At 68.4% G+C, this 26,793-nt stretch carries 25 protein-coding genes; 16 read left to right on the forward strand and 9 right to left on the reverse strand.

The window, feature by feature from the left end; translation table 11 throughout:
* Both BLP62_RS10350 and hemW read left to right on the forward strand, forming a co-directional pair.
* Positions 1–308, forward strand: a 308-nt coding sequence (locus tag BLP62_RS10350) for a transposase (RefSeq protein ID WP_176758200.1), incomplete at its 5' end; no start/stop codon positions are given.
* Between the two features lie 161 nt (positions 309–469).
* A complete protein-coding gene (gene hemW / locus BLP62_RS10355; RefSeq protein ID WP_093008285.1) occupies positions 470–1,597 on the forward strand; it encodes a radical SAM family heme chaperone HemW in 1,128 nt (375 codons plus the stop codon).
* On the opposite strand, the gene BLP62_RS10360 is transcribed toward hemW, so the two are convergent.
* Both BLP62_RS10360 and BLP62_RS10365 read right to left on the reverse strand, forming a co-directional pair.
* Positions 1,594–1,983 (reverse strand): NADH-quinone oxidoreductase subunit 15, encoded by a 390-nt coding sequence (locus BLP62_RS10360; RefSeq protein ID WP_093008286.1) that lies wholly within the window; start codon positions 1,981–1,983, stop codon positions 1,594–1,596. The genes hemW and BLP62_RS10360 overlap by 4 nt on opposite strands.
* A 17-nt stretch (positions 1,984–2,000) precedes the next feature.
* Complete coding sequence (locus BLP62_RS10365; RefSeq protein WP_093008287.1) at positions 2,001–3,074, reverse strand: radical SAM protein; 1,074 nt, start codon at positions 3,072–3,074, stop codon at positions 2,001–2,003.
* Between the two features lie 18 nt (positions 3,075–3,092).
* Between BLP62_RS10365 and BLP62_RS10370 the strand changes: the two genes are divergently transcribed.
* The 4 genes from BLP62_RS10370 to wecB are packed head-to-tail and all read left to right on the forward strand — an operon-like array spanning position 3,093 to position 6,766.
* Complete coding sequence (locus BLP62_RS10370; RefSeq protein ID WP_093008288.1) at positions 3,093–3,932, forward strand: phosphotransferase; 840 nt, start codon at positions 3,093–3,095, stop codon at positions 3,930–3,932.
* 10 nt (positions 3,933–3,942) lie between these two features.
* A complete protein-coding gene (gene upp, locus BLP62_RS10375; protein WP_093008289.1) occupies positions 3,943–4,569 on the forward strand; it encodes a uracil phosphoribosyltransferase in 627 nt (208 codons plus the stop codon).
* Complete coding sequence (locus BLP62_RS10380; RefSeq protein ID WP_093008290.1) at positions 4,566–5,651, forward strand: MraY family glycosyltransferase; 1,086 nt, start codon at positions 4,566–4,568, stop codon at positions 5,649–5,651. The genes upp and BLP62_RS10380 overlap by 4 nt, the downstream gene beginning before the upstream one ends.
* Entirely contained in the window at positions 5,648–6,766 is a 1,119-nt protein-coding gene (wecB, locus tag BLP62_RS10385) for a non-hydrolyzing UDP-N-acetylglucosamine 2-epimerase (RefSeq protein ID WP_093008291.1), read from the forward strand. Before BLP62_RS10380 ends, wecB begins: the two co-directional genes overlap by 4 nt.
* On the opposite strand, the gene BLP62_RS10390 is transcribed toward wecB, so the two are convergent.
* Entirely contained in the window at positions 6,741–7,937 is a 1,197-nt protein-coding gene (locus tag BLP62_RS10390; RefSeq protein ID WP_093008292.1) for an MFS transporter, read from the reverse strand. The genes wecB and BLP62_RS10390 overlap by 26 nt on opposite strands.
* 64 nt (positions 7,938–8,001) lie before the next feature.
* Here BLP62_RS10390 and BLP62_RS10395 point away from each other — a divergent pair, with 64 nt between their 5' ends.
* Genes BLP62_RS10395 through BLP62_RS10415 form a run of 5 tightly spaced genes read left to right on the forward strand, consistent with a single transcriptional unit; the run spans position 8,002 to position 13,732 of the window.
* The gene (locus BLP62_RS10395) at positions 8,002–9,108 is read left to right on the forward strand and encodes a site-2 protease family protein (RefSeq protein WP_093008293.1); all 1,107 of its coding nucleotides are present in this window, start codon (positions 8,002–8,004) and stop codon (positions 9,106–9,108) included.
* A 32-nt stretch (positions 9,109–9,140) separates the two neighbouring features.
* Complete coding sequence (locus BLP62_RS10400) at positions 9,141–10,130, forward strand: TAXI family TRAP transporter solute-binding subunit (RefSeq protein ID WP_093008305.1); 990 nt, start codon at positions 9,141–9,143, stop codon at positions 10,128–10,130.
* A gap of 16 nt (positions 10,131–10,146) precedes the next feature.
* The gene (locus tag BLP62_RS10405) at positions 10,147–12,264 is read left to right on the forward strand and encodes a TRAP transporter permease (protein ID WP_093008294.1); all 2,118 of its coding nucleotides are present in this window, start codon (positions 10,147–10,149) and stop codon (positions 12,262–12,264) included.
* 25 nt (positions 12,265–12,289) lie between these two features.
* On the forward strand, positions 12,290–13,267 hold the full coding sequence (locus tag BLP62_RS10410) for a TAXI family TRAP transporter solute-binding subunit (protein ID WP_093008306.1): 978 nt from the start codon (positions 12,290–12,292) through the stop codon (positions 13,265–13,267).
* Positions 13,268–13,300: 33 nt separating this feature from the next.
* Positions 13,301–13,732 (forward strand): hypothetical protein, encoded by a 432-nt coding sequence (locus BLP62_RS10415; protein ID WP_241374258.1) that lies wholly within the window; start codon positions 13,301–13,303, stop codon positions 13,730–13,732.
* Here BLP62_RS10415 and BLP62_RS10420 read toward each other — a convergent pair.
* Both BLP62_RS10420 and purU read right to left on the reverse strand, forming a co-directional pair.
* Complete coding sequence (locus BLP62_RS10420) at positions 13,729–14,946, reverse strand: S1C family serine protease (RefSeq protein WP_093008295.1); 1,218 nt, start codon at positions 14,944–14,946, stop codon at positions 13,729–13,731. The two genes, BLP62_RS10415 and BLP62_RS10420, sit on opposite strands and share 4 nt — an antisense overlap.
* A 46-nt stretch (positions 14,947–14,992) precedes the next feature.
* Positions 14,993–15,850: a formyltetrahydrofolate deformylase gene (gene purU / locus BLP62_RS10425; protein WP_093008296.1), complete on the reverse strand. Its 858-nt coding sequence runs from the start codon at positions 15,848–15,850 to the stop codon at positions 14,993–14,995.
* Positions 15,851–15,868: 18 nt separating this feature from the next.
* On the opposite strand from purU, the gene rraA reads away from it, so the two are divergent.
* The gene (gene rraA, locus BLP62_RS10430) at positions 15,869–16,363 is read left to right on the forward strand and encodes a ribonuclease E activity regulator RraA (RefSeq protein WP_093008297.1); all 495 of its coding nucleotides are present in this window, start codon (positions 15,869–15,871) and stop codon (positions 16,361–16,363) included.
* Here rraA and mutL read toward each other — a convergent pair.
* The gene (gene mutL / locus BLP62_RS10435; protein WP_093008298.1) at positions 16,257–17,942 is read right to left on the reverse strand and encodes a DNA mismatch repair endonuclease MutL; all 1,686 of its coding nucleotides are present in this window, start codon (positions 17,940–17,942) and stop codon (positions 16,257–16,259) included. The genes rraA and mutL overlap by 107 nt on opposite strands.
* Entirely contained in the window at positions 17,939–20,365 is a 2,427-nt protein-coding gene (mutS, locus tag BLP62_RS10440; protein ID WP_093008299.1) for a DNA mismatch repair protein MutS, read from the reverse strand. Before mutS ends, mutL begins: the two co-directional genes overlap by 4 nt.
* A gap of 155 nt (positions 20,366–20,520) precedes the next feature.
* On the opposite strand from mutS, the gene BLP62_RS10445 reads away from it, so the two are divergent.
* The 3 genes from BLP62_RS10445 to BLP62_RS10455 are packed head-to-tail and all read left to right on the forward strand — an operon-like array spanning position 20,521 to position 22,653.
* Positions 20,521–21,801: a molybdopterin-dependent oxidoreductase gene (locus BLP62_RS10445; RefSeq protein ID WP_093008300.1), complete on the forward strand. Its 1,281-nt coding sequence runs from the start codon at positions 20,521–20,523 to the stop codon at positions 21,799–21,801.
* 10 nt (positions 21,802–21,811) lie between these two features.
* A complete protein-coding gene (locus BLP62_RS10450; RefSeq protein WP_093008301.1) occupies positions 21,812–22,216 on the forward strand; it encodes a sulfide dehydrogenase in 405 nt (134 codons plus the stop codon).
* Complete coding sequence (locus tag BLP62_RS10455; RefSeq protein WP_093008302.1) at positions 22,213–22,653, forward strand: MOSC domain-containing protein; 441 nt, start codon at positions 22,213–22,215, stop codon at positions 22,651–22,653. The genes BLP62_RS10450 and BLP62_RS10455 overlap by 4 nt, the downstream gene beginning before the upstream one ends.
* Positions 22,654–22,807: 154 nt before the next feature.
* Here BLP62_RS10455 and BLP62_RS10460 read toward each other — a convergent pair whose 3' ends face one another.
* Entirely contained in the window at positions 22,808–24,460 is a 1,653-nt protein-coding gene (locus tag BLP62_RS10460) for a bifunctional metallophosphatase/5'-nucleotidase (protein WP_093008308.1), read from the reverse strand.
* A 178-nt stretch (positions 24,461–24,638) separates the two neighbouring features.
* Here BLP62_RS10460 and glnA point away from each other — a divergent pair, with 178 nt between their 5' ends.
* The gene (gene glnA, locus BLP62_RS10465; protein ID WP_093008303.1) at positions 24,639–25,979 is read left to right on the forward strand and encodes a type I glutamate--ammonia ligase; all 1,341 of its coding nucleotides are present in this window, start codon (positions 24,639–24,641) and stop codon (positions 25,977–25,979) included.
* An 87-nt stretch (positions 25,980–26,066) separates the two neighbouring features.
* Here the strand turns inward: glnA and BLP62_RS10470 are convergent, their stop codons facing one another.
* The gene (locus tag BLP62_RS10470) at positions 26,067–26,756 is read right to left on the reverse strand and encodes an IS5-like element ISTth7 family transposase (RefSeq protein ID WP_093008304.1); all 690 of its coding nucleotides are present in this window, start codon (positions 26,754–26,756) and stop codon (positions 26,067–26,069) included.
* Between the last annotated feature and the right edge of the window lie 37 nt (positions 26,757–26,793).

Here is a 26,793-nt window from a genome sequence, read left to right on the forward strand (position 1 = left end):
GGGCCTGGCTTGGGGAGGGGGAGGAGGCGTGGGTGGTCTTGGACCGGGCGGGGTGGCACGTGTCGGGGCGGGTGGAGGTGCCGGAGGGGGTGCGGCTGGTCTTCCTGCCGCCCTACAGCCCGGAGCTGCAGCCGGTGGAGCGGGTGTGGCCCTTGGTGAACGAGGCGGTGGCCAACCGGTACTTCCGGGACCTTGAGGAGATGATGGAGGCGGTGGCTGAGCGGTGCCGGGTCCTTGCCCAGGACCCCGAGACCCTCAGGCGGCACACCCTGTTCCACTGGTGGCCTAGGACGAAGGAATTAGCATAAAAGGGTATGATACCCCTTCTCCCTGTTTCCTTCGCTTGGCTGACCCGGGGAAGCCCCCTAGGAGCCTTTTGCCGGGGCCCCCATGCTGGCGCAAGCCAGCATTGGGTGGTATGAAGCCACGGATCCCCGGGCCTGGGTGGAGGAGGTCTTAAAAAGCGGCCGTGGCTAGCCTCTACGTCCACGTCCCCTTCTGCCCCACCCTCTGCCCCTACTGCGACTTCCACGTGGTCCGGCGGGGGCCGGGGTGGGTGGAGGCCTACCTAAGGCGCCTGGCCGAGGAGGCCCAAGCCCTCCACGAGCGCTTTCCCAAGCCCCTACGCACCCTCTACCTGGGCGGGGGAACGCCGAGCTACCTAAGGGACCGGGAGCTCGTGGCCCTCTTCCAAAGCCTTCCCTGGGCCCTCGCCAAAGGGGCCGAGGTGACCCTCGAGGCCAACCCCGGGACCCTCTCCCCTGGCCGCCTCCGGCTCCTCCAGGACCTCGGGGTGAACCGCCTCTCCCTGGGGGTGCAAAGCTTCCAGGAGGGGGTCCTCAAGTTCCTAGGGCGGGCCCACGGGAGGAAGGGGGCGCTAAAGGCGGTGGAGATGGCCTTGGAAGGGGGCTTTCGCGTCTCCATAGACCTCATCCTGGGCCTTCCCATGCAGGACGTGGAAGCCGACCTGAAGGAGGCGGCCCGCCTCGGGGTGGGGCACGTCTCCGCCTACACCCTCCAGGTGGAGAAGGGCACCCCCTTCGCCCTCCTGGGCCTAAGGGAGGACCCCGAGCGGGAGGCCTGGGCCATGGAGCGGGCGGAGGAGGTGCTGGGAGAGGCGGGGCTTTTGCGCTACGAGGTCTCCAACTTCGCCAGGGAAGGGGAAGAGGCCCGGCACAACCTCGTCTACTGGCGGGCGGGCTTCTGGCTCGCCCTGGGCCCCAGGGCCACGGGGCAGTACCCCGGGGAAGGCCAAGCCTACGCCCTGAGGCGCACGGCCCCGCCCCTTCCCCGCTGGCTTTTGGGGGAAGCCCCGGAGGAAGAGGCCATCTCCCCCCTGGAGCACGCCAAGGAAAGCCTCATGCTGGGCCTGAGGCTCCGGGAAGGGGTGGAGGTGGGGGCCGTGGAGAAGAGGACGGGGCTCACCCTCTTCCCCCTCCTCCAAGGGAGGGCGATGGAGCTCGCCCAAGAAGGCCTCCTCCAGGTCCGGGGGAAAAGGCTCCTTCCCACCCCGAAGGCCTTTCCCCTCCTCCACCGGGTGGTCCTGGAGCTTTGGGAGGCCCTTGAGCCCCTGGCCCCGGGCCAGGGGAGCGTCTAGGCGAAGGCCAGGGCTTCCCGCGCCCGGTCGGCCAGGGCGAAGAAGCGCTCCTTGGTGAGGGGGATTTTCCCCGTGACCAGGCCCTTTCCCGGCTCGTAGTGGGCGTGGAGGTGGATGTGGGCCCGGGGAAGGCGGAGGCCGATGCGCTTCAGCTTGGCGTGCCTCGGGGAAACGTCGGCGAGGAGGAAAGGTTCCCCAAGCCCGTCGGAGAGGGAGGCGGTCATGATGGTGGTGGGGAGGTCGTAGGGCCGCTCCATGCGATAGATGAAGTCGGGGAAGTCCGCCTCCTTCTCAAAGCGCACGCCCTTCTCCCGGGCGTACTCCCGCATCCAGGAGAGGAGCTCCACCCAGGCCTCGTAGAGTTCGCGCTCGTGGGACGCGCCCATGGCCTGAGTATACCCCGCTAGTACAGGAACTCCCGGATCTCGTACCGGCTGGCCTTCAGGCCCATGGCCCTAAGGGCCCGCGCCCAGGCCCTCAGTTCGCCCTCGAGGTCCTCCAAGGGCTCCAGGCCGAGGGCGGCGTACGGGGTGCTGGGGTCTTCCCGGAAGGGGGAGAGGTAGACCACGTCCTCTCTCCCCAAAGGAAGCTCGGCGAGGAGGGCGAGGCTTTCCCGGAAGTGGGCCTCGGCGAAGGCCTTCCCCCCCGCCCCCACCATGAGGATCACCCCCAGGGAAAGCCCCGCCGCCTTCAACGCCCGGACCAGGGGCAGGACCTCCTTGGGGTGGCCGGGCTTCCGGAGGAGGGCGAGGAGGGGGGCGTGCCCCGTCTCCAGGCCGAGGTAGACCCGCTTCAGGCCCAAGGCCCCAAGCCTTTCCCACCAGGAAGGGGCCTTCTTGAGGCCGGTGAAGAGGTCCAAAAACCCCATCACGGGCTCCCCGGGGAAGTGGGCCCGCACGAGCTCCAGGAGGGGAAGGAGGGGCTCGGAGAGGGCGAGGGCGTTCCCGTCCCCGAGGAAGACCCCGCGCCGAAGAAGCCTGCCTCGCCCCAAAAGGGCCAATACGGCCCCGATGTGCTCCCGGAAGGCCTCGGGGGTTCGCTTTTGGAAGGGGCGGTCCTGGTAGAAGCTACAGAAGGCGCAACGGTTCCAGGTGCACCCGGTGGTGGCCTGGAGGACCACGGCGAGGTAGGCGTCGGGGGGAAGGATGCTTACGGGCCAGGCGTAGGCCCTGCGGTAGGGCGTGGGGTCCAGGAGGGCTTCCGGGGTCCAGCGGAGCACCTCCTCCCGCCGCCCTTCGTCCCGCAGGTGGGCCTCGGCCAGGTCCAGGACCTCCCGGTAGACCCCAAGGGCCTCCTCTGGGGGAAGTCTCCTTCGCCTCCTCTCCCCTTCCCGGTAGCGGAGGTGGAGGCTTCCGTCCAGGGCGCGCTTGTAGGTCTTCCCCTCGCGGAAGTAGTGGTAGGGGCGGCCCTCCCGGTCAAAGGAGAGGACCCGGCTCCCCAGGGAGAGGACCGTGGCCTCGAGGCGCAGAAGCTCCACAGGGCTAGAATAAGCCCCGTGGCCGTGGCCGCCCTCAAGGCCCTCCTCCCTCCCGAAGGCCTAAGGCGCCTCACCCCCCTGGGCGGGTTTGAGGCCCGGGTCTACACCGACGGGGAGCGGGTCTACAAGGTCTACCGCAAGGAGGAGGCCCACCTGGCGGCCCTCGAGGCCCGCCGCATGGCCCGGGCGGGCCTGGGAAGCTTCGTCCTCGGGGTGGCGGAGGTGGAGGGCCAAGGGGTCCTCATCACCCGCCGCTTCCCCGGGAGGCCCTTTGCCCCCGGGGCCTTCACCCCCAAGACCCTCGCCGCCCTCTCCCACCTCTTCCTCTCCCTCCACCGCCTGCCGGAACCCGGATACGTCTCCAAAGAGGAGCTTCTCGCCCGGCTGGAAACCTTTTCCGAAAGCCTTTGGGAAACGCCCGAGGCCTTGGAGCTCATCCGGGCCCTAAAGGGAGAGGTGGAACTGGCCGCCGGAGTAGACCGGCGCTTCTGCCACCGGGACGCCTGGGCGGGAAACCTCCTCCTGAAAACCCCGAAAGAGGAGGGCCCCGAGGTGCTTCTGGTGGACTGGGTACGCTCAGGAGGGGACGACCCGGCGCGGGACCTCGCCCTCCTGAAGACGGGAAGCTTAGACCTCTTGGGGGAGGAGGCCGCCCGGCAGGCCCTTTTGCACATGGCCCGCCTTTACCCCAAGGAGGTCCGGGAGCGCCTCGCCTTCTACGTCCCCCTCACCTACCTCCACGACCTCCACTGGTTCCGCACCAAGGAGCCCCAAGGCTTCCCCCAGGCCCTGGAGGAAAAGCTCCCCAAGGCCCTCGCCTTCTTCCGGGACTTCTTCCCCCGAAGGGGGGCGTGGTAGGCTCTTGCCGATGAGGATCACCCTGGTGGACCACCCCCTGGTCCAGCACAAGCTGGCCCACCTCCGGGACAAGCGCACAGGCCCCAAGGACTTCCGGGAACTCGCCGAGGAGATCGCCATGCTCATGGCCTACGAGGCCATGCGGGACCTGGAGCTCACCGAGACCACCGTGGAAACCCCCATCGCCCCCGCCCGGGTCAAGGTGCTCTCCGGCAAGAAGCTCGCCCTGGTGGCCATCCTGCGGGCGGGGCTCGTGATGGTGGAGGGGATTTTGAAACTTGTCCCCCACGCCCGGGTGGGGCACATCGGCCTCTACCGGGACCCCGAGTCCTTAAAGCCCGTGCAGTACTACGCCAAGCTCCCCCCGGACATCGCCGAAAGGCGGGTCTTCCTCCTGGACCCCATGCTCGCCACGGGAGGAAGCGCAAGCCACGCCCTCTCCCTCCTCAAGGAGCAGGGGGCCACGGGGATTAAGCTCATGGCCATCCTCGCCGCCCCCGAGGGCCTAGAGCGCATCGCCCAGGACCACCCCGAAACGGAGGTCGTGGTGGCGGCCATAGACGAGCGCCTGAACGAGCACGGCTACATCGTCCCCGGGCTGGGGGACGCGGGCGACCGCATCTACGGCACGAAATGAGCGCCTTTTTAAACCGCCTGGGCATCGCCGACCCCACGGGGCCGGGCTGGCTCACCGTGGTCTTCGTCTTCCTCCTGGCCCTCCTCTTCACCTGGCGCTTTCTGCCCCACGTGCGCCGCTTCGCCCTGAAGGCGGGCTGGGCCGACCTGCCTAACGAAAGGCGGCTCAACCGGGAGCCCCTCCCCAACGCCGGGGGGCTCGCCGTCTACGCCGGGGTGGTGCTCGCCCTGGTGGCGGCGGCCTTCCTCCGGCCCATCCTGGTGGAGCAGGTCCTCATCCAGGTCCTCGCCATCCTCCTGGGGGGGGCATGGCTCGTGCTCGTGGGCTTCATTGACGACCAGTTCGGCCTTCCCCCCCTCTTCCGCCTCTTCGTCCAAACCCTCGCCGCCCTCCTCCTCGTGGCCGTGGGGGTGCGGTTTGAGGCGGCCTTCGGCACCCCCTTGGACCCCGCCTTGGGCCTCTTCCTCACCTGGCTTTGGGTCGTGGGCCTCACCAACGCCCTGAACCTCATGGATGGCTTAGACGGCCTCGCCGGGGGCATCGCCTACATCAGCGCCATGAGCCTCCTCTTCGTCTCCGCCCAGTTCCCCTTCTGGGCGGCGGGAACCCTGGTGCTTTCCGCCCTGGCGGGGGCGGCTTTGGGCTTCCTCCGCCACAACCTCCACCCGAGCCGCATCATCCTGGGGGACGCCGGGGCCTACTTCCTGGGCTACACCCTGGCGGCCACCGCCCTCCTCGGCAACCTCAAGCTCACCACCTTTTTGGGCCTCTTGCCCCCGGCGCTCTTCCTTCTCCTCCCCATCCTGGACACCACCCAGGTGGTCCTGAAACGGCTCCTGAAGGGCCAGAACCCCCTTTCCACCCCCGGCAAGGACCACCTCCACCACCGCCTCCTGGCCCGGGGCCTTTCCCAGAGACGGGTGGCCTTCCTCCTCTGGGGGGCGGCCCTCCTTTTTAACCTGCTGGGCATGGCCTACCTGAGGATGCCCTGGGAGGCCATCCTGGCGAGTTTTCTCGCCACCTCCCTGGGCCTCGCCTGGGTCACCTACCGGAGGCTTAGGGCGCTGTGGAGGGGGGAATGAAGCGGGTGGTCCTCGCCTTCGGCACCCGGCCCGAGGCCACCAAGATGGCCCCCGTGTACCTGGCCCTCAAGGGGGTCCCAGGCCTAAGGCCCCTTGTCCTCCTCACGGGCCAGCACCGGGAGCAACTGCGGCAGGCCCTAGGCCTCTTCGGGATCCAGGAGGACCAAAACCTGGACGTGATGCAAGAGCGCCAGGCCCTCCCCGACCTCGCCGCCCGCATCCTCCCCCAGGCGGCCCGGGCCCTCAAGGAGATGGGGGCGGACTACGTCCTCGTCCACGGGGACACCCTCACCACCTTCGCCGTGGCCTGGGCGGCCTTTTTGGAGGGGATCCCCGTGGGCCACGTGGAGGCGGGCCTAAGGAGCGGCAACCTCAAGGAGCCCTTCCCCGAGGAGGCGAACCGCCGCCTCACCGACGTCCTCACCGACCTGGACTTCGCCCCCACCCCCCTCGCCAAGGCGAACCTCCTCAAGGAGGGGAAGCGGGAGGAGGGGATCCTGGTCACGGGCCAGACCGGGGTGGACGCCGTGCTCCTGGCCGCCGAGCTCGGGCGGCTTCCCGAGGGGCTTCCCGAGGGGCCCTACGTGACCGTGACCATGCACCGCCGGGAGAACTGGCCCCTCCTCCCCCAGCTCGCCCAGGCCCTCAAAAGGGTGGCCGAGGCCTTTCCCCACCTCACCTTCGTCTACCCGGTGCACCTGAACCCCGTGGTGCGGGAGGCGGTCTTCCCGGTGCTCAAGGGGGTGAGGAACTTCGTGCTCCTGGACCCCCTGGAGTACGGCTCCATGGCCGCCCTCATGAGGGCGAGCCTCCTCCTCGTCACCGACTCCGGGGGGCTTCAGGAAGAGGGGGCGGCCCTAGGGGTGCCCGTGGTGGTCCTGAGGAACGTCACGGAGAGGCCCGAAGGGCTTAAGGCCGGGATCCTCAAGCTCGCGGGCACCGACCCCGAGGGGGTCTACCGCGTGGTGAAGGGGCTTTTGGAAGACCCGGAGGAGCTTTCCCGCATGCGGCAGGCCAAGAACCCCTACGGGGACGGGAAGGCGGGGCTCAGGGTGGCGAGGGGCGTGGCCTGGCGGTTGGGCCTTGGGCCTAGGCCCGAGGACTGGGCCCCCTAGGGAAGGGGCGGAGCTGGTAGAGGCCCACCAGAAGGACCATCCCCCCCAGGGCCAAGGCGGCGGGCCGCCCCCCCAAGAGCTCAAAGAGAAGCCCCGTGAGGTAGGCCCCCAGGGGCCCCGTGCCCAGCATCACCAGGCTGTAAACCGCCATGACCCGGCCCCGAAGCCGGTCGGGCACGGAAAGCTGCACCAGGGTGTTGGCGTTGATGAGGACGGAGATCATGCCAAACCCCCCGAGGGCCAAAAAGAGGGGCACCAGGGAGGGGTAGGGCAAAAAGAGGCCCAGGTGGGCGAAGGCCAGGGCGAAGACGCCCAGGAGGAGCCGCCCGAGCCTCGGCCTCCCGGTGAAGGCCATGACCAAGGCCGCCCCCAGGGCCCCAAGCCCCACGCTGGAGACCAAAAAGCCGTAGCCCGTGGCGGAAAGCCCGAGGACGAGCCGGGCGTAGGCGGGCACCAGGGTCTGGAAGTTCATGCCCAGGAGGCTGGCGAAGAGGACCAGGCCCACCACCCGACGCACCAGGGGGTGCTCCAGGACGAAGCGCACCCCCTCCAGGGCCTCCCGCAAAAGCCGGCCATCCCCCTCCTCCCCCGCAGGCCCAGGGGGAAGGCGCAGGAGGACGAGGAGGAGGGGCAGGAAGGAGAGGGCGTTGGCCAAATAGGCCACCCCCACCCCCAGGAAGGCGATGAGAAGGCCCGCGAGGGCCGGCCCCAGGAGGCGGCTTAGGTTGAAGCCGAAGGAGTTCAGGGCAATGGCCCCCGGGTAGCGGTCCCTCCCCGCAAGCTCCACGGTGAAGCTCTGGCGCACGGGCTGGTCCATGGCGTTTAAGGCCCCGTAGAGGAAGGCGAAGAGGAGGACGTGCCCGTAGCGCACCCACCCCATGAGGATGAGGAAGGCCATGAGGAGGGCCAGGCCCATCATCCCTCCTTGGGTGAAGAGGAGGAGGTTCCGCTTGGGGTAGCGGTCCGCCAGGACCCCCGCGGGCAGGGAAAAGAGGAGGGAGGGCAGGAACTGCAAGGCCACCACCAGGCCAAGCCGCTCGGCGCTTCCCGTGAGGAGGAGCACGAGCCACCCCTGGGCCGCGGACTGCATCCAGGTGCCAAGCTGGGAGACGAAAAGGGCCATCCAGTAGGCCCGGTAGCGGGGGTCTTGGAGGAGGGCCAGGGCCAGCACCCTCCTATCCTACGACTGACCGCCCAGTCAGCCGGGAAAGCCCCGCCCCGGCCTATACTGAGGCATGCTCCAGCGCGGGCTTTACCTCTTTCGCCTCCTGGGCATCCCCATCTACCTGGACTTCTCTTTCCTGGTGGTCCTTCCCCTTTTGGCCCTGCTCATCGCCAGCAACCTACCCCTTTACCTGAAGCTCTTCGGCCTTCCCCAAGAAGAACTCTCTGGGCCCTGGCCCTTCCTCCTCGGCCTCCTGGCGGCCACGGGGCTTTTCCTCTCCGTGCTCCTTCACGAGCTCGGCCACGCCCTCGCCGCCCGCCGCTACGGCATCGCCACGCGGCGCATCACCCTTTGGCTTCTGGGCGGGGTGGCCCAGCTGGAGCGGATCCCCAAAGAACCCCTGAAGGAGCTTTGGGTGGCGGTGGCGGGGCCCCTGGTGAGCTTCGCCCTCGCCCTCCTCTTCTGGCTCCTGCGCCAGGAGGCGGGGGCGGCAGGGTTCCTTACCCACTACCTGGCCCTGGTCAACCTCACCCTGGGGCTTTTCAACCTCCTCCCCGCCCTGCCCCTGGACGGGGGCCGGGTCTTCCGGGCCCTCCTCGCCCTGAGGAAGCCCCACCTCCAAGCTACAAGGCAGGCCCTGGCCTTGAGCCAGGCGGTGGCCTTGGCCCTGGGGCTTTTCGGGCTTTTGGTCATGAACCCCTTCCTGGTCCTCATGGCCTTCTTCGTGTACATGGCCTCGAGGGCCGACGCCGAGGCCACCCTCCTGGCCCAGGCCCTGGAGGGCCTGAAGGTGAAGGACCTGATGACCCAAGACCCCATCGCCCTCCCCCCAAGCCTCACCGTGGCCGAGCTCCTGGAGCGCTCCCTCCTCCACAAGGTCTCCGGCTTCCCCGTGGTGGAAGAGGGGCGGGTCTTGGGCGTGGTGGGGCTGGAGGGGCTGGAAGGGGCCGACCCCAGGGCCCCCATAGCGCGCTACCTCCAGCCTCCCCTCTTCCTCTCCCCCGAGGACACGGCCCTAAGCGCCCTGGAGCGCATGGCCGAGCGGGGGTACACCAGAGCCCTCGTTCTGGAGGAAGGGCGGCTGGTGGGCGTCCTCAGCAAGACCGATCTCCTCAGGGCCTTTCAGGCGAGGCTTCTGGGCCTTTCCTCCCTTGACAGGGGCCCGGGGCCGGGGTAGGTTAGGGGCGCAAACGTATGCGGGAGGTGAGCATGAAGCGAAGCCTTATCCTCTTGGCCCTGCTGCTCCTGGCCCCAGCCCTCGCCCAGAAGCCCAAGGTGGTCATCGGCACGGGCAGCACCGGAGGCGTGTTCTTCTACTACGGCACCGCCCTGGCGGACATCCTCAACAAGGCGGGCGCGGTGGAGGCTCAGCCGGTGCAGACCGGAGGCTCCTACGACAACCTCCAGCTCCTCCGCGACCGCACCAATCCCCAGGCGAACACCTACTACTGCGCCCTCACCACAACGGACTCCGCCTACGTGGCCTACACTGGGGAAGAGCCCCGCTTCAAAGAACGCCCGGCCAAGAACCAGCGGGTGCTCTTCTACATGTACCCCTCCTTTATCCACATCGTGACCGCCGAGGGGTCGGGCATCCGGGTCCTCCAGGACCTCAAGGGGAAACGGGTGTCCACCGGCCAGCCCGGCTCCAGCACCGAGAACCTGGCCCTCCTCGTCCTCCAGGCCGCCGGGGTGAAGCCCGAGTCCTTCGCCAAGCGGGAGCGCCTGCCCGTGGCCGAGGGGGCCAAGGCCCTTTCCGAGGGCACCCTGGACGCCTTCTTCTGGGTAGGGGGCGTGCCCACCAGCTCCATCGTGGAGCTCTCCACGGACCTCGCCCGAAAGGGCAAGCGGGTCTACCTGGTGCCCATTGACCCCAAAAGCACCGTGGCCCAGGTGGTGGAGAAGCGCTTCCCGGGCCTGGTGGAGCCCTACAAGGTGCCCAAGAGCGTCTACAACACCCGCACCGACGTTCCGGGCCTGGCCACGGGCAACATCTTAGTCTGCCCCGACACCCTCCCCGCCGAAGCGGCCTACGCCCTCATGAAGGCCACCTTTGAGAACCTCCAGGCCCTCCGCACCGCGGTGGCCGCGGCCAAGGACACGAGCCTCGAGGCCACCGCCAGGCTCTACGGCAAGCTTCCCATCCCCTTCCACCCCGGGGCGGAGCGATACCTGAAGGAGCGGGGGCTCATCCGCTAAAGCAACCCTTCCTCCCATGGCCGAACCGGAAGCCCATCCCCTGCCGGACACCCCCCTCGCCCGCCTGGCCCGGGGGGTCCTTCTCCTGGGCGCCCTCTACAGCCTCTACCTCGTCCTCCACCCCTTCACCCCCTTGGCCAAGGCGGAGATCCCCATCCTGGACATCGTCCAGCTCCAGCGGAGCACCCACGTGCTCTTCCTCCTCGTGGGCGGGTACCTCGTGGCGCTTTACCTTCCCGCCCGCCGCACCCTGGGGTCTTGGCTCTTCCTCCTCTTCAGCCTCGTGCCCCTCTACAACTTCCTCTTCCCCAACGTCCCCGGGGTGAGCCTGCCCCCGGAGGCCAAGCTTGTGGGCCTCCTCTACTGGGCCGTGGCCGTCCTCCCTGCCCTCGCGCCCGGCCTCAGGCGGTACGCCGACCTGCTGGCCGTCCTCCTCGCCCTCTTCCCCACCCTCTACCAGCTCCGCTACTTTGAGGAGCTCGTCTACCGGGCCGTGCTGCCCCAGCCCTGGGACATGGCCATGTCCTTTGGCCTCATCATGCTGGTCCTGGGGCTCGTCTACCGCCTCCTGGGGCCGGTGATGCCTGTCTTGGTCCTCCTCTTCTTCGCCTACAACCTTTACGCCGACCTCTTTCCCGGGGCCTTAAGGGGGACGCGGCAGGGCATAGACCTCCTCCTGGGCAAGACCTTCAACGAGACGGAGGCCGGGATCTACGGCCTCATCACCGGGGTCTCCGCCAAGTACCTGGTCTACTTCACCCTGCTTTCCGGCATGATCGCCGCCCTTGGCCTCGGCAAGGTGGTGGCCAACCTGGCCCTGGCCCTGGTGGGCAAAAGCCCCGCCACCCCGGGGCGGGTCACGGGGCTTGCGGGGATCTTCATGGGTATGTTCTCCGGCTCGGGGGCCGCCGACACCCAGTTCGTCGCCACCCTGACCAAGCCCCTCTACGAGCGGGCGGGCTACGACCGCCTGATTGCCGCCGGGATCGTGGCCACCGCCGGGACCATCGCCCTCATCACCCCGCCCGTCCTGGGGAGCATCGCCTTCATCATGGCCGAGATCCTCCAGATCCCCTACCTCAAGGTGGCGGCCATGGCCGTGGTCCCCGCCCTCCTCTACCTGACTGCGGTGCTCTCCTTCAATGAGTTCTACGCCCGCAAGGCCGGGCTTCCTCCCGTGGAGACCCCGCTGGGCATGGGCCGCTTGGCCTACGCCCTCCGCTACAGCGGCATCTTCCTGCCCATCCTCCTCATCATCCTCCTCCTCTACCTGGGCTACGAGGTGCGCACCGCCGCGAGCCTGGCCCTCCTCGCCTTCGTCCTCCTCGCCTACCTGGACCCTACCCTAAGGCCCAAGGGGATCGCCCCCATCCTGCGGGGCCTCGAGGAGGGGTTCCGCACCCTCTTGCCCATAGGGATCGCGGTGACCGCGGCCAACCTCATCTTCGCCATGCTGGTTATTTCCGGCCTCACCTCCAAGTTCAGCCAGCTCCTACAACAGGTCTCGGGGGAAAGCCTCCTCTTCGCTACCCTCCTCACCGCCGTCTTCAGCCTCATCCTGGGAATGGGGGTGCCGCCCACGGCCACCTACGTCATCACCTCAGCCCTCACCGCCCCCGCCATCATCGCCCTGGCCAAGCAAAACGGGATCCCCGAGTCCGCGGCCATCCTGGCCACCCACATGTTCCTCTTCTACTACGCCACCCTGGCCGACGTGACCCCACCCGTGGCCCTCTCGGCCTACGCGGCGGCGAGCGTCTTCGGCACTGACCCCTTGAGGACGGGCGTCTACGCGGCCCGAGTGGCCCTGGCCAAGTACCTCATCGGCTTCTTCTTCCTCCTCACCTACGCGGGCACCGCCCTCCTGGTGGTGCCCGTGCTGGAAAACTCCCCTCCCGGGGAGGCCTGGGCCCTCATCCTCTGGCGCGTCCTGGCGGTGGCCGCGGGTATCGTTTACCTCTCCGCCTCCGGGGTGGGGTACACGCGGAGGCCCCTTAGCCGCTTAGAGGCCTGGGCCTTGGGGCTTTTGGGCCTTGGCCTCCTCACCCCCCACCTCCTTCTGAACCTTCTCGCCTTCCTCCTGGGCCTGGCCTTCTTCGCCCGAGGGTTGACGGGAAGGACCCGGGAGGCTTAAGGTGGTCCTGAAAAAGGGGGTAAACATGAAGCGAGCCCTTCTCCTGGCCCTGGCCCTCCTGGCCCCCGCCCTCGCCCAGAAGCCCAAGGTGGTCATCGCCACGGGCGGGGTGGGCGGGGTCTACTTCTACTACGGCACCGCCCTGGCGGAGATCTGGAACAAGGCGGGCGTGGCGGAGGCCCAGGCCATCCAGACCGCGGCCTCTATAGACAACCTCCTCCTCCTGGAAAACCGCACCGGGGGCGGCACCTACTACTGCGGCACCGTCCTACCCGACTCGGCCTACCTGGCCTACACGGGCACCCACGAGCGCTTCCGGGAAAAGCCGGCCAAGAGCGTGCGCATCCTCTTCGCCATGTACCCCAACTACCTCCACATCGTCACCCGGGAGGGCGCGGGCATCCGGGTGGTGCAGGACCTGAAGGGCAAGCGGGTCTCCACCGGGGCCCCAGGCTCCGGCACCGAGGTGGAGGCCCTTCTCGTCCTCCAGGCCGCGGGCCTCTCCCCCAAGGACTTCGCCAAGCAGGAGCGCCTGGGGGCCCAGGAGAGCGCCAACGCCTTAGCCGAGGGCAACCTGGACGCCTTCTTCTGGTCGGGCGGCCTGCCCACGGGGGCCGTCACCGAGCTCTCCGCCTCCTTGGCCCGCAAGGGGCAGCGGATCTACCTGGTGCCCATAGACCCCAAGAGCACCGTGGCCCAGACCTTCCAGAAGCGCTTCCCCGGGCTCGCCGGACCCGGGGTCATCCCCAAGGCGGTCTACGGGACCCGCGCCGACACCCCCACCCTCGCTTTCTGGAACCTCTTCGTCTGCCCGGCAAGCCTCCCCGAGGAAGCCGCCCACGCCCTCACCAAGGCCACCTTTGAGAACCTCCAGGCCCTCCGCACCGCCGTGGCCGCCGCCAAGGACACCGCCCCCGAAAACGCCGTGCGCTTCGTGGGCGGGGCCATCCCCTACCACGAAGGGGCCCTCCGCTACTTCCGGGAGATCGGGGCCCTGAAGTAGCCCCCGCCGGGATGGGGCCCCGCGGGGCCGAGGATGCCGGAGGGAAAGGTGGCCACCCGGGGGAAGGCTCTCTGGGCTCGGCTCCTTAGGAGCTGGGCCCTTTGGTTCCTCCTCGCCCTCTCCCTAGTGCGGGTGGTGGAGGTGGAGGGCGGAGGCCAGAGGGCCTACCTGGCCCTCTTCCCCTGGGAGGAGGCCCGGGTGGAGTTCCTGAACTCGGTGACGGGGAGGCCCGTCCTCCTGGAGTTCCGCCCCTTCTTCCGCTTCCAGGACTTCCGGGCCTATACCGATCCCGAGACCGAGGCCTACTACACCGCCGGGGCCTACTCCTGGAACGCCGCCTTGGCCAGGGAGAGGAGGAAGGAGCTCGCCTCCTGCTCGGAAACGGGCCTCGCCCTCCGCCTGGGGAGGAGATGGTTCCAGGCGGAGGGCGGGTGCTTGAGGGTGCGGCTCCTCTGGCCCCCCTAGCGGAGGACCTGGGGGACCACCTTGAGGGTGAGGGTCTTCCCCTGGCGCCAGACCTTGAGGGCCACCGCCTCGCCGGGCTTTTTGGCGTAGAGGACCTGGCGGAGCTGGGCGATGGAGGCGAGGGGGACCCCATCCGCCTCCAGGAGCACGTCCCCGTCCACCCCCACCTGCAGGGCCTCCCCCGTGGGGAGCTGGATGTAGGCGAAGCGGGTGGGGGGCTTGAGGCCCGCCTTCTGGGCGGGGCTATTCCGCTCCACCTCCTGGACCATGAGGCCGGTGTCAGGGAGGCTATACTGCTGGCGGAGCCTCTCGGGGTAGAGGGAGAGGGGAATCAGGGAGACCCCAAGCCGGGGCCGATTGCGGACGATCTCCTCGGCGGTGAGGGTCTTCCCCGCCCTGAGCTCGGGCAGGTACTGCTTCACCAGGTTGATGGGGAGAGCGAACCCCACCCCGGCGAACTGGGCCGCCCCGAACTGGCCCGTGGGGGTGAAGATGGCGGTGTTGATGCCGATGACCTCGCCCCGGGAGTTGAGGAGAGGCCCCCCAGAGTTTCCGGGGTTGATGGCGGCGTCCGTCTGGATCACCTGGGGCACCAGGCCCGAATCGTCCCCGATGGCCCCGGGGTTTTCCCGGATGGCGGAGACGATCCCCTGGGTCACGGTGAACTCCAGGCCGAAGGGGTTCCCCATGGCGATGGCCTTCTGCCCCACCCGGATCCTATCGGAGTCCCCCAGGACCAAAGGCACCAGGCGCTCCTTGGGGGCGTCCACCTTGAGGAGGGCCACGTCCAGGGGCGGAGCTGCCCCCACCAGGCGGGCCCGGTACTCCTTGGGGTCGTTGTGGAACTTCACCGTGATCTGGCTCGCCCCCTCCACCACGTGGTAGTTGGTGAGGATGTGGCCCTCCTTGTCAATGACGAAGCCGGAACCCGTCCCCTGCTGGGGAGGGGCCTGGAGGAAGGGGGCGAAGAACTCAAACCCCGGGGGAAGCTGAACGTTTGGCGGCCGGGTGACCACGGAGACGTACACCACCCCGTCCCCGTAGCGCTCCACGATCTCCACGGTGTTCCGCTCGTACTCCAAAAGGCCCCCATCCGCCGAGGGGGTAGAAGTCTGGGGGCGGGGGGTCTGGCCCTGGGAGATCCCCCACCAGAGCACCCCCCCGGCCATCACGGAAAGAACCAAAAAACCCAGAAAGGAACGGCCAAGGTTCATGCGCCACCTCCTGGCCTCACCTTAACCCCACCCCGTTAGCCGGGGATTAGACGAAGACCACGGTGCGGTTCTCGTGGACGAGGATCCGGTCCTCGAGGTGCCAGCGCACGGCCCGGGCCAAGACGGTGCGTTCCAGCTCCTGCCCGAGCCGCTTCATCTCCCGCACCGAGTGGCGGTGGGAGACCCTGACCACGTCCTGCTCTATGATGGGCCCCTGGTCCAGCTCCTCGGTGACGTAGTGGGCCGTGGCCCCGATGAGCTTCACCCCCCGCTCGTAGGCCTGGCGGTAGGGGTCGGCCCCGGCGAAGGCGGGGAGGAAGGAGTGGTGGATGTTGAGGATGCGCATGGGAAAGCGCGCCACGAAGGAGGGCGAGAGGACCTGCATGTAGCGGGCGAGGACCACGAGCTCCACCCCCTCCGCCTCCAGAAGGGCGAGGATCCTCTCCTCCGCCTCCTCCTTCCTCCCCTTCTCCACGGGCACGTGGTGGTAGGGGATGCCGAAGCGCTCCACCTCTTCCTTGTGGTCGGGGTGGTTGGAGAGGACCAGGCGGAGGTCCATGGGAAGCTCCCCCACCCGGTAGCGCCAAAGGAGCTCCAAGAGGGCGTGGGCGGGCTTGGAGACGAGGATGGCCACCCGCTTCCTCTCGGAGGCGTAGGCCAGGCGCCACTGCATCTGGAAGCGGCTCGCCACCACCTCCTGGAAGGCCTTCTCCAGGGCGGGGCGGGCCAGGTCCAGGTGGGAGGCGGTGAAGGCCACCCGCATGAAGAAGGTGCCCCCCTCGGGGTCGGTGGAGTGCTGCTGCAGGTCGGTGATGTTGGCCCCGTGGGCGTAGAGGAAGCCGCTCACGGCGGCCACGATGCCGGGCTGGTCCGGACAGGTGACGAGAAGCCTCGCCTCCTCCATGCCCGCTACTATATCCCCATGGAGGCGCGCACCACGGACCTCTCCGACCTCTACCCGGAGGGCCAGGCCCTCCCCATGGTCTTCAAGAGCTTCGGCGGCAAGGCCCGCTTCGCCGGGCGGGTGAGGACCCTCAGGGTCTTTGAGGACAACGCCCTGGTGCGGAAGGTCCTGGAGGAAGGGGGCGCGGGCCAGGTCCTCTTCGTGGACGGGGGGGGATCCCTGCGCACCGCCCTCCTCGGGGGCAACCTGGCCCGCCTGGCCTGGGAAAGGGGGTGGGCCGGGGTGGTGGTCCACGGGGCGGTGCGGGACACGGAGGAGCTTAAGGAGGTCCCCATCGGCCTCCTCGCCCTCGCCGCCACCCCCAGAAAGAGCGCCAAGGAGGGCAAGGGGGAGGTGGACGTGCCCCTTAGGGTTCTCGGGGTAGAGGTGCTTCCGGGAAGCTTTCTTCTTGCGGACGAGGACGGGCTTCTCCTCCTCCCCGAGCCCCCGAGCGGCGCCCGAAGCGGCGGATGAGGTCCTCCTCCTTGAGGGCGAGGAGGACGGGCCGCCCGTGGGGGCAGACCCAGGGGATCTCGCAGGCGAGGAGGGCGTCCAGGAGGGCCTGGCCCTGGGCCTCTCCCAGGGGGTGGCCCGCTTTGACGGCGGGGAGGCAGGCGAGGCGGGCGAGGAGGGCCTTGGTCAGCCCCGAAGGGGCTACCTTGGTCAGCCCCGAAGGGGCTACCTTGAGGCTTCCCCCCTCCCCACGCAAGGCCTCCTTGAAGACCTCGGGGAGGAGAAGAGGGTAGGGGTGGAGGAAGGCGGGGGCCATAAGGAGCCGCACCCTCCCGGGGCCAAAGGGCTCCCAGCGGAAAAGCCCCGCCAAAGCCTCCTGCCCCGCCTGCAAAAGGGCCTCCTCCTCGGGGGCCAAGGAGACGAGGAGGGGCCGGGGGAGGGGCTTCGGCCCCTCGGCGGCCCGCTTGAGGAGGTCCTCGTAGAGGATGCGCTCGTGGGCGGCGTGCTGGTCCACCACGTAGAGGGTGTCCCCCGCCTCGGCGAGGAGGTAGCTCTCCCGGAACTGGGCCAAGAAGCGCAGACGGGGAAGGCCCGAGGGGGTGGGAGGGCTCAAGGGGAGGAGGGGCCTGGGCTCGGGGAGGGCCCGGGCCAGGTTCTGGCCCCGGAAGGCCTCGGCCAAGGCCTCCCCCAAAAAGGCCTCCGCCTCCTGGGAGAGGGCCACCTCCTCCTTCCTTGCGTCCAGGCGCAGGCGGAAGGCCCCCTGGGGAAGGGAGAGGTTTAAGACGCCCAGGGGGTAGTGCCCCTCCGGTAGAAGCTCCCGGTAGGCGCGGCGCACCGCCTTAAGGACCCCCTCGGGAAGGGCCACGGGCCTCCCGTTCACCGCCAGGTAGAGCCCATCGGGCCGGGTGCGGGAGGCCTGGGGACCGGAGAGGAGGCCCTGGAGACGCATCTCCCCCCTTTGGGCCTCCACGGGAAGGAGCCTCTCGGCGAGGACCTGCCCGAAGGCGAGCCGGGCGGCCTCCCTAAGCCCCGCTCCCGGGAAAAGCAGCCTGGCCTCCCCCTCCACGAAGAGGGCCAGGGCGAGGCGGGGGTGGTGGAGGAGGTAGCGCCTCACGAGGTCCAAGACCCCCCGGACCTCCCCCTTGGGGTCCCGTCCCTCCCCGAGGAAAAGCTCCTCCACCTCCACCCGGGTCCCCGGGGGGGCAGGGACGGGGCGCACCTCCACCCGCTCCCCTTCCGCAAGGAGGAGCCCGCCGCCGAGCTGCCCTCGAGGCCGGGAGCGGATCCTGAGCCTGGCCGCCTGCCTGAGGGCGTAGAGGGCCTGGCCGCGGAAGCCCAGGGTGCGGAGGTCCTCGAGGTCTTGGAGCTTGCTCGTGGCGTAGGGCTCCACGGCGAGGGGGAGGTCTTCTAAGGGGATTCCCTCCCCATCGTCCTCCACCACGAGCCTCTTAAGCCCCCCACCCCATAGCTCCACCCGCACCCTCCTGGCCCCCGCGTCCAGGGCGTTTTCCAGAAGCTCCCGCACGGCGTCCTTCACCGCAAGGAGCACCTCGCCCCGGGCGAGGAGGCCCCTAAGCTCCGGAGGGAGAGGGCGGATCACCCCTTCATGCTACCCAGGGGAAGGCCCAGGGCCAAGGCCTTGAGCTCGTGGAGGAGCCTCAGGGCCTCGAGGGGGGTGAGGCGGTCGGGGTCCAAGGCGAGGAGGCGCTCCAAGACCTCCTCCAAGACCCCCTCCCGCCTTGCGGCCATGGCCTGGAGGAGGGCCCGGGCCCGGTCCACCACCTCCTTGGGGAGGCCCGCCATGGCCGCCACCTCCACCCCGTAGCTCTTGGAGGCGGGGCCCGGGAGGACCTGGTGGTAGAAGACGAGCCCCCCCTCCTCCTCCTTGGCGGCCACGTGCAGGTTCTTGAGCCGGGGAAGGGCGAGGGCGGTGAGCTCAAAGTAGTGGGTGGCGAAGAGGGTGTAGCACCGCCTCTCGTGCAGGGCCTCGGCGAGGGCGGTGGCGATGGCCACCCCGTCCAGGCTGCTCGTGCCCCGGCCCACCTCGTCCAGGAGGACGAGGCTATTGGGGGTGGCCTCCTTGAGGATGAGGGCCACCTCCTCCATCTCCACCATGAAGGTGCTCTTCCCTCCGGCGAGGTCGTCCGAGGCCCCGATCCGGGTGTAGATCCCGTCAAAGAGGGGAAGCTCCGCCTCCTCCGCGGGCACGAAACTCCCGATCTGGGCGAGGAGGGCAATGAGGGCGGTCTGGCGGAGGAAGGTGCTCTTCCCCGCCATGTTGGGCCCCGTCACCAAGACGAGCTCCCCCGCCATCTCCAGGTCGTTGGGCACGAAGGGGGTGCGGCGCTCCACCACCGGGTGGCGCCCCGCCCTTATGCGGAGCCTCTCCCCGAAGCGGGGCCTGGTGTAGCCGTGGCGCACCGCCACCTCGGCGAGGGCGGCGTAGACGTCAAGTTCAGCGAGAAGCCTCGCCGCCTCCCTTAAGGCCTCCGCCTGTCCCTTGGCCTTCTCCCGCACCGCCAGGAAGACCTCCTCCTCGCGGCGGCGGATCTGGGCCTCGAGGCGGTAGAGCTCCCGCTCCCTTTCCTTCATCTCCGGCAGGGTGTAGCGCTGCCGGTCCTTGAGGGTCTGGACGGGGCGGTACTCCTGGGGCACCTGGCCATAGTAGGGCCGGGTCACCTCCAGGTAGTAGCCGAAGACGGCGTTGTACCCCACCTTGAGGGTGGGGATGCCCGTCCTCTCCTTCTCCCGGGCCTCGAGGTCCAGGAAGTAGGCCACCCCCTCGGCGTGGGCCCGCCGCAGGGCGTCCAGGTCCGGGTCGTACCCCTCCCGGATGAGCCCCCCCTCGGAGACCTTGAGGGGCGGCTCCTCCACCAACGCCGCCTTAAGCTCCTCCAAAAGGCCGGAGAGGTCAGGAAGCCCCACCTCCTCCCCGAGGAGGCCCTTAAGCTCAGGGAGGATCTCCAGGCTTCGCCTTAGGGCGGCGAGGTCCTTCGGGCTTGCCCGGGAAAGCTCCAGCCTCGTGGCCAGGCGCTCCAGGTCGGAGAGGCGGAAGAGGAGGCGCCTCACCCCCTCGCGTAAGGCCCCCTCCCGCACGAAGCGCTCCACCCGGTCAAGCCTCGCCTCCAGGGGGCCCCTTTCCAGAAGGGGGTGGCGGAGCCAGGCCTGGAGGAGCCTCCGCCCGGGGGCGGTGCGCGTCTCGTCCAGAACGCCGAAGAGGGTGTCCCGGCCCCGCAAGGGTTCAAAGACCTCGAGGGCCTTCAGGCTCGCCTCGGGCAGGCGCACGAAGGCCCCGGGGTCGTAGAGGCGAAAAGGCCGCACGCTCAAGGCCCCCCCCTGGGTGGCCCGGGCGTAGGCGAGGAGCGCCCCCTGGGCCCGCCTCAGGGCCAAAGGCCCCTCCCCTTCCGGGTCAAAGGGGGCCTCGGAGAGCATCACGGGAAAGCGCTTCCGGAACTCGGCCACGAAGGCCTCGTTCTCCCGTAGCTCCGGGGCGAGGAGGACCTCGGCGGGCCGGTGGCGGAAAAGCTCGTCGTAGAGGGCGCTTTTTCCCTGAAGGAGCGTCCCCTTGAACTCCCCCGTGGAGACGTCCAGAAAGGCCACCCCCCAGCCGTCGCCCGTGGCCACGGCGGCCAGGTAGTTGGCCTCCCGGGGGAGGAGGGCCTCTTGGGTGAGGGTCCCGGGGGTGAGGAGCTGGGTCACCTCCCGCCGCACCAGGCCTTCCGCCTCCTCGGCGGGCTCCACCTGGTCGGCCACCGCCAGGCGAAAGCCCATCTTGAGAAGCCGCTCGGCGTAGGCGTCAAAGGCCCTTATGGGAATCCCCGCCATGGGGGTGGTGAAGTCCTTGCTGGTCTTGTGGGTGAGGACGAGGCCAAGAGCGCGGGCCAGCCTTTCCGCGTCCTCCCCGAAGCACTCGTAGAAGTCCCCCACCTGGAAGAGGAGGAGGTAGTCCGGGTAGCGGTCGCGGAGCTCCACGTACTGCTGCAGGAGAGGGGGAAGGGGGCCTGAACCTTCGCCCTTGAGCATGCTTCTTATCTTACGGGGGGAAGGGGGCCTCTTTATACCCCCGGGCTCCGGGCAAAGACCCTTTGGGGGCAAAAGCGTTCCCTGGACCATACCCCCCTCTTGAAAAAGGCGGCCCTACAGGAGTAGGGTACGTTTGTCCCTATGAGGAGGGCGAAATGAAGGGAAAAGTTGACCGTAGGAAGCTCCTCAAGCTTTTAGGGGCGGGTGGTTTTCTCCTGGCCTCGAGGCCGGCCCTGGCCCAGACCTCGGCCCAGGCGGAGGAGGCCCTGCCGAGCTTCACCGGGCCCCAGGCCAACCCCTACTGGAACGGGGTCCACCCCTACGCCGTCTACCCGCAGAAGCTTCCCCTCCTGCGGATGACGGACCGGCCCGTCCAGCTGGAAACCCCGAGGCACTACTTCCGCACCCCCTTCACCCCTAATGAGGCCTTCTACGTGCGCTACCACCTGGACGAGATCCCCAACGAAATAGACCTCTCCCAGTGGCGCCTGAAGCTAGAGGGCAACTTTGAGCGGCCCGTGGAGCTTTCCTTTGAGGACCTCATCCGCAAGTTCAAGCCCGTCTCCATCGCCGCGGTGAACCAGTGCTCGGGCAACTCCCGAAGCCGCTTCCAGCCCCGGGTCTCGGGGGGGCAGTGGGGCAACGGGGCCATGGGCAACGCCCTCTGGACAGGGGTGCGGCTCAAAGACCTCCTGGACTACGCCGGGGTGAAGCCGGGCACGGTGCAGATCCAGTTTGAGGGGCTGGACCGGGGCAAGGGGCCGGAGAACCTGGGCTCAGGCCGCTTCATCAAGTCCCTGGACCTGGACGACCCGGTCATAGAGGAAACCATCCTGGCCTACCTGATGAACGGGGAACCCCTCCCCATGCTGAACGGCTTCCCCGTGCGCCTGGTGGTGCCCGGGAAGTTCGCCACCTACTGGCTCAAACACGTGACCTGGATCCGGGCCCTCACCGAGCCCGACAAGAACTTCTGGATGGCCACCGCGTACAAGGTGCCGGACACCCCCAACGGTTCCACCACCCCAGAGGCCTTCGCCTCCGGCCAAGTCAAAACCGTGCCCATCGGCCACTTCAACATGCCGGTCCGCTCCTTCATCATTGACCCGGACGGCTCCTACCCCCTGGTGGCGGGCCTCCCCGCCAAGATCCGGGGCATCGCCTTCAGCGGCCACGGCAAGGTGGTCAAGGTGGAGGTCTCCACCGACAATGGCCAGACCTGGCGCCCCGCCCTCCTCGGGCCGGACTACGGCAAGTACTCCTTCCGCACCTTTGAGTACACCTGGCGGCCCACGGAGCCCGGGAAGCACGTCCTGGCGGTGCGGGCCACGGACGAAAAGGGCAACGTCCAGCCGGACAGCGGCGTCTGGAACCCCGGCGGTTACCTCTGGAACAAGATTGAGCGCCAGGAAGTGGTGGTCCTGGCGGCCAAGTAGGAGGCAGGAGATGAAAAAACGCTGGCTTATTGTTGCAGGGCTTACCCTTCTCGGTGGCGTGCTGGCCGAGGTCCCCGGTGTCGTGGCCGGCAATTGGGCACAGGGGCCTTTAGGGCTTATCCTGCAACCTGCTCCAGCCACCCCTGGAGGGGGCACGGTCTACAAGGTAGGGGCCTACCCCCTCTACACCGCTGAGCTGGCCGACGGGGAGGGCAAAGAGCTGGTCATGAGCTACTGCTCCATCTGCCATAGCGTCACCTACATCACCATGCAACCTCCTTTGGCCAACTGGAAGCCCACCATGGACAAGATGCTGAAAACCTACGGGGGCGAGAAGTTCATCCCTCCCGACGTGGCCGAGAAAATCCTCGCCTACCTGCAGGCCCACTACACCCCGGAAACCCGCAAGGAATGAACCGGGTCCTCTCCCTCCACCTCGGCTTAGGCTCCGGCCTCCCCAAGCCGCGGGTGGAGGCCTTGGAGCTCGTGGCGGGCTTTGGGGCCAAGGGGGATCGGCACGCCGGCAAAGACCCCGACCGGGCGGTCTTGGTGGCGGGGCTTCCCGCCTACGAGAAGGCCCAAGGGGCGGGGGTCCTCCTCCCCTACGGAGCCCTAGGGGAAAACCTCCTCCTGGACCTGGACCCCCACGCCCTTCCCCCGGGGGCGAGGCTTAAGGTGGGGGAGGCCCTTTTGGAGCTTTCCCAGGTGTGCACCGTCTGCAAGAGCCTCTCCCAGTTTGACCTCCGCCTGCCCAAGCTCCTCTACGGGGGCCGGGGGGTGTACGCCCGGGTCCTCGAGGGCGGCTCCGTGCGGGTGGGGGACCCGGTCCTCGTCCTCGTCCCGGCCCGCTAAAGAAGGGAAACCCCCCCAGGGAGGCCTCCCCGGGGGGCGTCCTTTTGGGCTACTACCCTTTCTTCCGGTTTCCTTCGCCCGACTGACCCAGGGAAGCTCCCTAGGGACCTTTGGCCGGGGCCCCCATGCTGGCTTGGGCCAGCGTGGGGTGGCACTACACCCCCACGAGCCCCGGCACCCGGTAGGCGAAGTAGGCGGGCTTTTCCCCTTTGGGCTCGTTCAGGACCTCAATCCGGCCCTCGAGGCCCGCCTCCACCACCTTGAGCTCCTTGAGGTAGTCCATGAAGCTTTCGGCGTCGCTAAAGCCCGTGTCCACCCGGTAGCCCTGGGCCTCCTTGAGCACGGTGAAGCCGTCGCCCCCGTTGGCGATGAAGTTGTTCACCACCACGCGGTAGGTGGCCTCGAGGTCCAGGGGCACGTACCCCTTCTCCCCCTTCACCTCCACCCGCACCACCCGGCTCCCCGCGGGGCGGGAGAGGTCAAAGGCGTAGCGGAGGCCAGAGACCTGCAGGAAGCGGCCCGCCTGGCCCTCCCACTGGGAGACCCCGTTCTCCAGGGCGGCCAAAATCTCCTTGCCCTTCAGGTCCATGACCACCAGGGTGTTCCCGAAGGGCAGGACCTCGTAGACCTTGCCTACGGTGATGGGCCCCTTGGGGATGGAGGCCCGGATGCCGCCGCCGTTTTGCAGGGCGATCTGGGTCCCGGCGCCCCTCGTCTTCCAGAGCATCCCGTCGGCGATGAGGTTCCCCAGGTTGCTCTCGCGGCGGCGCACGATGGCCCTTTCCCCCACCAGGTCCACCTTGGCCTCGGCGATCACCTGCTGCATCAAGGCCATCACCGGCTGGGCGTAGGCGAGGAGGGCCTCCTTGGCGAAGAAGTCCTCGGGGGCGGCCTCCGGGGTCATGAGGAGGGCCTCCCCCTTGTAGGCCAAAAGCTCCCCCTTGGCCCCGAAGGTGACCTCCAAAAGGCCCACCACCTTCCCCCACTCCCAGGCCTGGACCACCAAGACGTCCTTCCCCTCGGGGTTCTTCACCACCGTGGGGTAGGGCCCCATGGGGGAAAGCTCCTTGTGGGGGAAGCTTCCCAAAAGGGTGTGGGAGTGGCCGCCCACGATCACCTGGGCCCCCACGAGCCTCCGGGCGAGCTTCAGGTCCTCGGCGTAGCCCAGGTGGGAGAGGACCACGATTTTGTTGACCCCCTTGGCGAGGAGCTCGTACACCGCCTTCTGGGCGGTCTCGTAGGGGTCCAGGAAGGCCACGGTGGGCCCGGGGTTGGCGATCTCCTTGGTGTCCGGGGTGGTGAGGCCGATGACCCCAATCCTCTCCCCGCCCACCTGGACCACGGCGTAGGGGGCGAAGAGGCCCTTAAGCCTCGGCTCCTGGCTCACGTCCACGTTAGCGGAGACCACCTTGAACCTCGCCCCCTTGAGGAAGTCCGCCAAAGGCCCTGGGCCCAGGTCAAACTCGTGGTTCCCCAGGGCCATGACCCGGTAGAGGGCCCGGTGCATGAAGTAGCGGTCCGCCAGGCCCCGGTACTGGTTGAAGTAGAGGGTGCCCTGGAAGACGTCCCCCGCGTCCAGGAAGAGGAGGTTCCGCCTCGAGGCCCTGAGCCGGTCAAAAAGGGCGATCCTCCGGGCCACCCCGCCCACCGGGGTCTTCTTGCCGGAAAGGGTGAGCTCCACGGGCTCCAGGTGGGCGTGGGTGTCGTTGGTGTGGACCAAGGTGAGGGTGAAGCCCTCCTGGGCCCTCCCCAAAAGCCCCAAAGGGGCCAGGGCCAAACCCGCTTTCAATACCTCCCGCCGCCTCAGCATAGCCACCTCCGGCCTCCAGTCTACCCGGGGCGTGTCAGGGGAAGGCCAAGCCGGTTCTTCATAAACTTGCGTACGGGCAAATCTTGACAGGTGGCACATTAAAGCTTTACACTTTGCACAACCCTGCCGGGTCTTTTCAGGCAAAACCCGGCCTTAGGGAAAGAGGAGGCGGAAAATGGGGTACACCAAGGCAGAAATCCTCAAGGCGCTCAAGGGGGAAGGGGTCAAGTTTTTGCGGCTCCAGATCACCGACATCCTGGGGGTGGTCAAGAACGTGGAGGTGCCCGAGTCCCAGTTTGAGAAGGCCCTGGACGGGGAGATCATGTTTGACGGCTCCTCCATTGAGGGCTTCACCCGGATTGAAGAGTCGGACATGCTCCTGAGGCCCGACTACAACACCTTTGTCATCCTCCCCGACCAGGTGGAAGACCCGAGCCGGGGCCGGGTGGCCCGGCTCATCTGCGACGTCTACTACCCCGACGGCCGCCCCTTTGAGGGGGACCCCCGTTACGTCCTCAAGCGGCAGATAGAGCGGCTCAAGAGGCTCGGGTTTGACAACATGTACGCCGGCCCCGAGCCCGAGTTCTTCCTCTTCCTCAGGACCCCCGAGGGCCTGCCCACGGTGGAGACCCACGACAAGGCGGGCTACTTTGACCTGGCCCCCATAGACAAGGGGGAGGAGGCCCGGCGGGACATGGTGAACGCCCTGGTGGCCATGGGCTTTGAGATTGAGGCCAGCCACCACGAGGTGGCCCCGGGACAACACGAGATTGACTTCAAGTACGCCGACGCCCTCACCACCGCCGACAACATCGCCACCTTCAAGTGGGTGGTGAAGCGCATCGCCCTGAACCACGGCCTCCACGCCACCTTCCTGCCCAAGCCCATCCGGGGCATCAACGGGAGCGGCATGCACACCCACCTCTCCCTCTTCAAGGACGGGGAGAACGCCTTCTTTGACCCCAAGGCCGAGTACCAGCTCTCCCAGATCGCCCTCCACTTCATCGCCGGGCTTCTTGAGCACGCCGCCGGAATGGTGGCCATCACCAACCCCCTGGTGAACTCCTACAAGCGCCTCACCCCGGGGTACGAGGCCCCCACCAACATCGCCTGGTCCGCCTCCAACCGCTCGGCCATGATCCGGATCCCGGCCCGGCGGGGCGTGGGCACCCGGGCGGAGCTCAGGATGCCCGACCCCTCCTGCAACCCCTACCTGGCCCTGGCGGTCATGGCCGCCGCGGGCGCGGACGGCATTGAGCGCAAGCTCCTTCCGCCCCCGCCCATCCAGCGCAACATCTACCAGATGAGCGTCCGCGAGAAGCGGAAGCACAAGATCCGCGAGCTCCCGGGCACCTTGAGGGAGGCCCTCGAGGCCCTGAAGAAGGACCCCGTGATCCAGGAGGCCCTGGGGGAGCACGTCTACACCCACTTCCTCCAGGCCAAGCAGATGGAGTGGGACGACTACCGGGTCACGGTCCACCAGTGGGAGCTGGACCAGTACCTCGCTGTATACTGACCCCGGGTATCCCCCACCCCCGCTTCCCGCGGGGGTGGGGGCTGACCCATAGGTCAGGAATAAACTTTCCGCGGGGCATGGGCTTGCCTAGTAAATTGCCTTGTACCCCGGAGGGGGCGGGAGAAGGGAGAGAAGAACCCTAAGGCCGTAGGCGATGAGCTCCAAAAGCGCCCGCGCCATGGCCGTCCAAGGCTTCCGCTCCCAAAGGTATCCCCCACCCAGCCGCGTCTTCATCCCCCCAAACACCCCCTCCACCACCCCGCGAAACCGGTACACCTCGGGGTCCCACCCCTCCCGCGCCCGCACCCGCGCCTCCTCCCTGGCCTCGCCCCCGCCCCGAAGCCGGATCACCGGCCGCACCCCCGCCTCCCCCAAAGCCCCCCACACCTCCTTCCCGTCAAACCCCGCATCCGCCAAAAGCCACCCCCGGGAAGGAGGAAACCGCCTCAGCACCTCCCCCCCAAGCCGGGGGTCCGGAGCATAGCCCTCCCCCACCACTCCACCCCAGGGCCACAAGAGCCGCCTCTCCCTATCCCACCGCATCAGGGCCAGAAGCCGCGCGTGCCCCCGCACCCGCCGCACCTCCTTCCCCCGACGAAAGCGGAGAAGCCGGTCCTTGCTCCGGTAGGCCAGCCCCGTGGTGTCCATGAGGTAGAGGGGGGGAAAGCGCCGCCAGGTGTGCCGGCGCCTCGTCCGAAGCCGCCTCGCCTTCCGGAGAGGACTCCGGGGCGAGATGGGCCTCCAGTTCCCGGGAAAGCCTCTCCAGGAGGGCCTCAAGGAGTTTGGGGTCCAGGTGCTTGAGGGCGTAGCGGGC

Origin of the sequence: Thermus arciformis (assembly GCF_900102145.1) — a bacterium.
Classification (GTDB): domain Bacteria; phylum Deinococcota; class Deinococci; order Deinococcales; family Thermaceae; genus Thermus; species Thermus arciformis.

What these genes read in the sequence shown, in the direction of transcription:
- BLP62_RS10360 (WP_093008286.1), bottom strand. Translation starts at nt 1,983, where the DNA reads ATGGGCGCGTCCCACGAGCGCGAACTCTACGAGGCCTGGGTGGAGCTC.
- upp (WP_093008289.1), top strand. Translation starts at nt 3,943, where the DNA reads ATGAGGATCACCCTGGTGGACCACCCCCTGGTCCAGCACAAGCTGGCC.
- BLP62_RS10380 (WP_093008290.1), top strand. Translation starts at nt 4,566, where the DNA reads ATGAGCGCCTTTTTAAACCGCCTGGGCATCGCCGACCCCACGGGGCCG.
- wecB (WP_093008291.1), top strand. Translation starts at nt 5,648, where the DNA reads ATGAAGCGGGTGGTCCTCGCCTTCGGCACCCGGCCCGAGGCCACCAAG.
- BLP62_RS10395 (WP_093008293.1), top strand. Translation starts at nt 8,002, where the DNA reads ATGCTCCAGCGCGGGCTTTACCTCTTTCGCCTCCTGGGCATCCCCATC.
- BLP62_RS10400 (WP_093008305.1), top strand. Translation starts at nt 9,141, where the DNA reads ATGAAGCGAAGCCTTATCCTCTTGGCCCTGCTGCTCCTGGCCCCAGCC.
- BLP62_RS10405 (WP_093008294.1), top strand. Translation starts at nt 10,147, where the DNA reads ATGGCCGAACCGGAAGCCCATCCCCTGCCGGACACCCCCCTCGCCCGC.
- BLP62_RS10410 (WP_093008306.1), top strand. Translation starts at nt 12,290, where the DNA reads ATGAAGCGAGCCCTTCTCCTGGCCCTGGCCCTCCTGGCCCCCGCCCTC.
- BLP62_RS10415 (WP_241374258.1), top strand. Translation starts at nt 13,301, where the DNA reads ATGCCGGAGGGAAAGGTGGCCACCCGGGGGAAGGCTCTCTGGGCTCGG.
- BLP62_RS10420 (WP_093008295.1), bottom strand. Translation starts at nt 14,946, where the DNA reads ATGAACCTTGGCCGTTCCTTTCTGGGTTTTTTGGTTCTTTCCGTGATG.
- purU (WP_093008296.1), bottom strand. Translation starts at nt 15,850, where the DNA reads ATGGAGGAGGCGAGGCTTCTCGTCACCTGTCCGGACCAGCCCGGCATC.
- rraA (WP_093008297.1), top strand. Translation starts at nt 15,869, where the DNA reads ATGGAGGCGCGCACCACGGACCTCTCCGACCTCTACCCGGAGGGCCAG.
- mutS (WP_093008299.1), bottom strand. Translation starts at nt 20,365, where the DNA reads ATGCTCAAGGGCGAAGGTTCAGGCCCCCTTCCCCCTCTCCTGCAGCAG.
- BLP62_RS10445 (WP_093008300.1), top strand. Translation starts at nt 20,521, where the DNA reads ATGAAGGGAAAAGTTGACCGTAGGAAGCTCCTCAAGCTTTTAGGGGCG.
- BLP62_RS10450 (WP_093008301.1), top strand. Translation starts at nt 21,812, where the DNA reads ATGAAAAAACGCTGGCTTATTGTTGCAGGGCTTACCCTTCTCGGTGGC.
- BLP62_RS10455 (WP_093008302.1), top strand. Translation starts at nt 22,213, where the DNA reads ATGAACCGGGTCCTCTCCCTCCACCTCGGCTTAGGCTCCGGCCTCCCC.
- glnA (WP_093008303.1), top strand. Translation starts at nt 24,639, where the DNA reads ATGGGGTACACCAAGGCAGAAATCCTCAAGGCGCTCAAGGGGGAAGGG.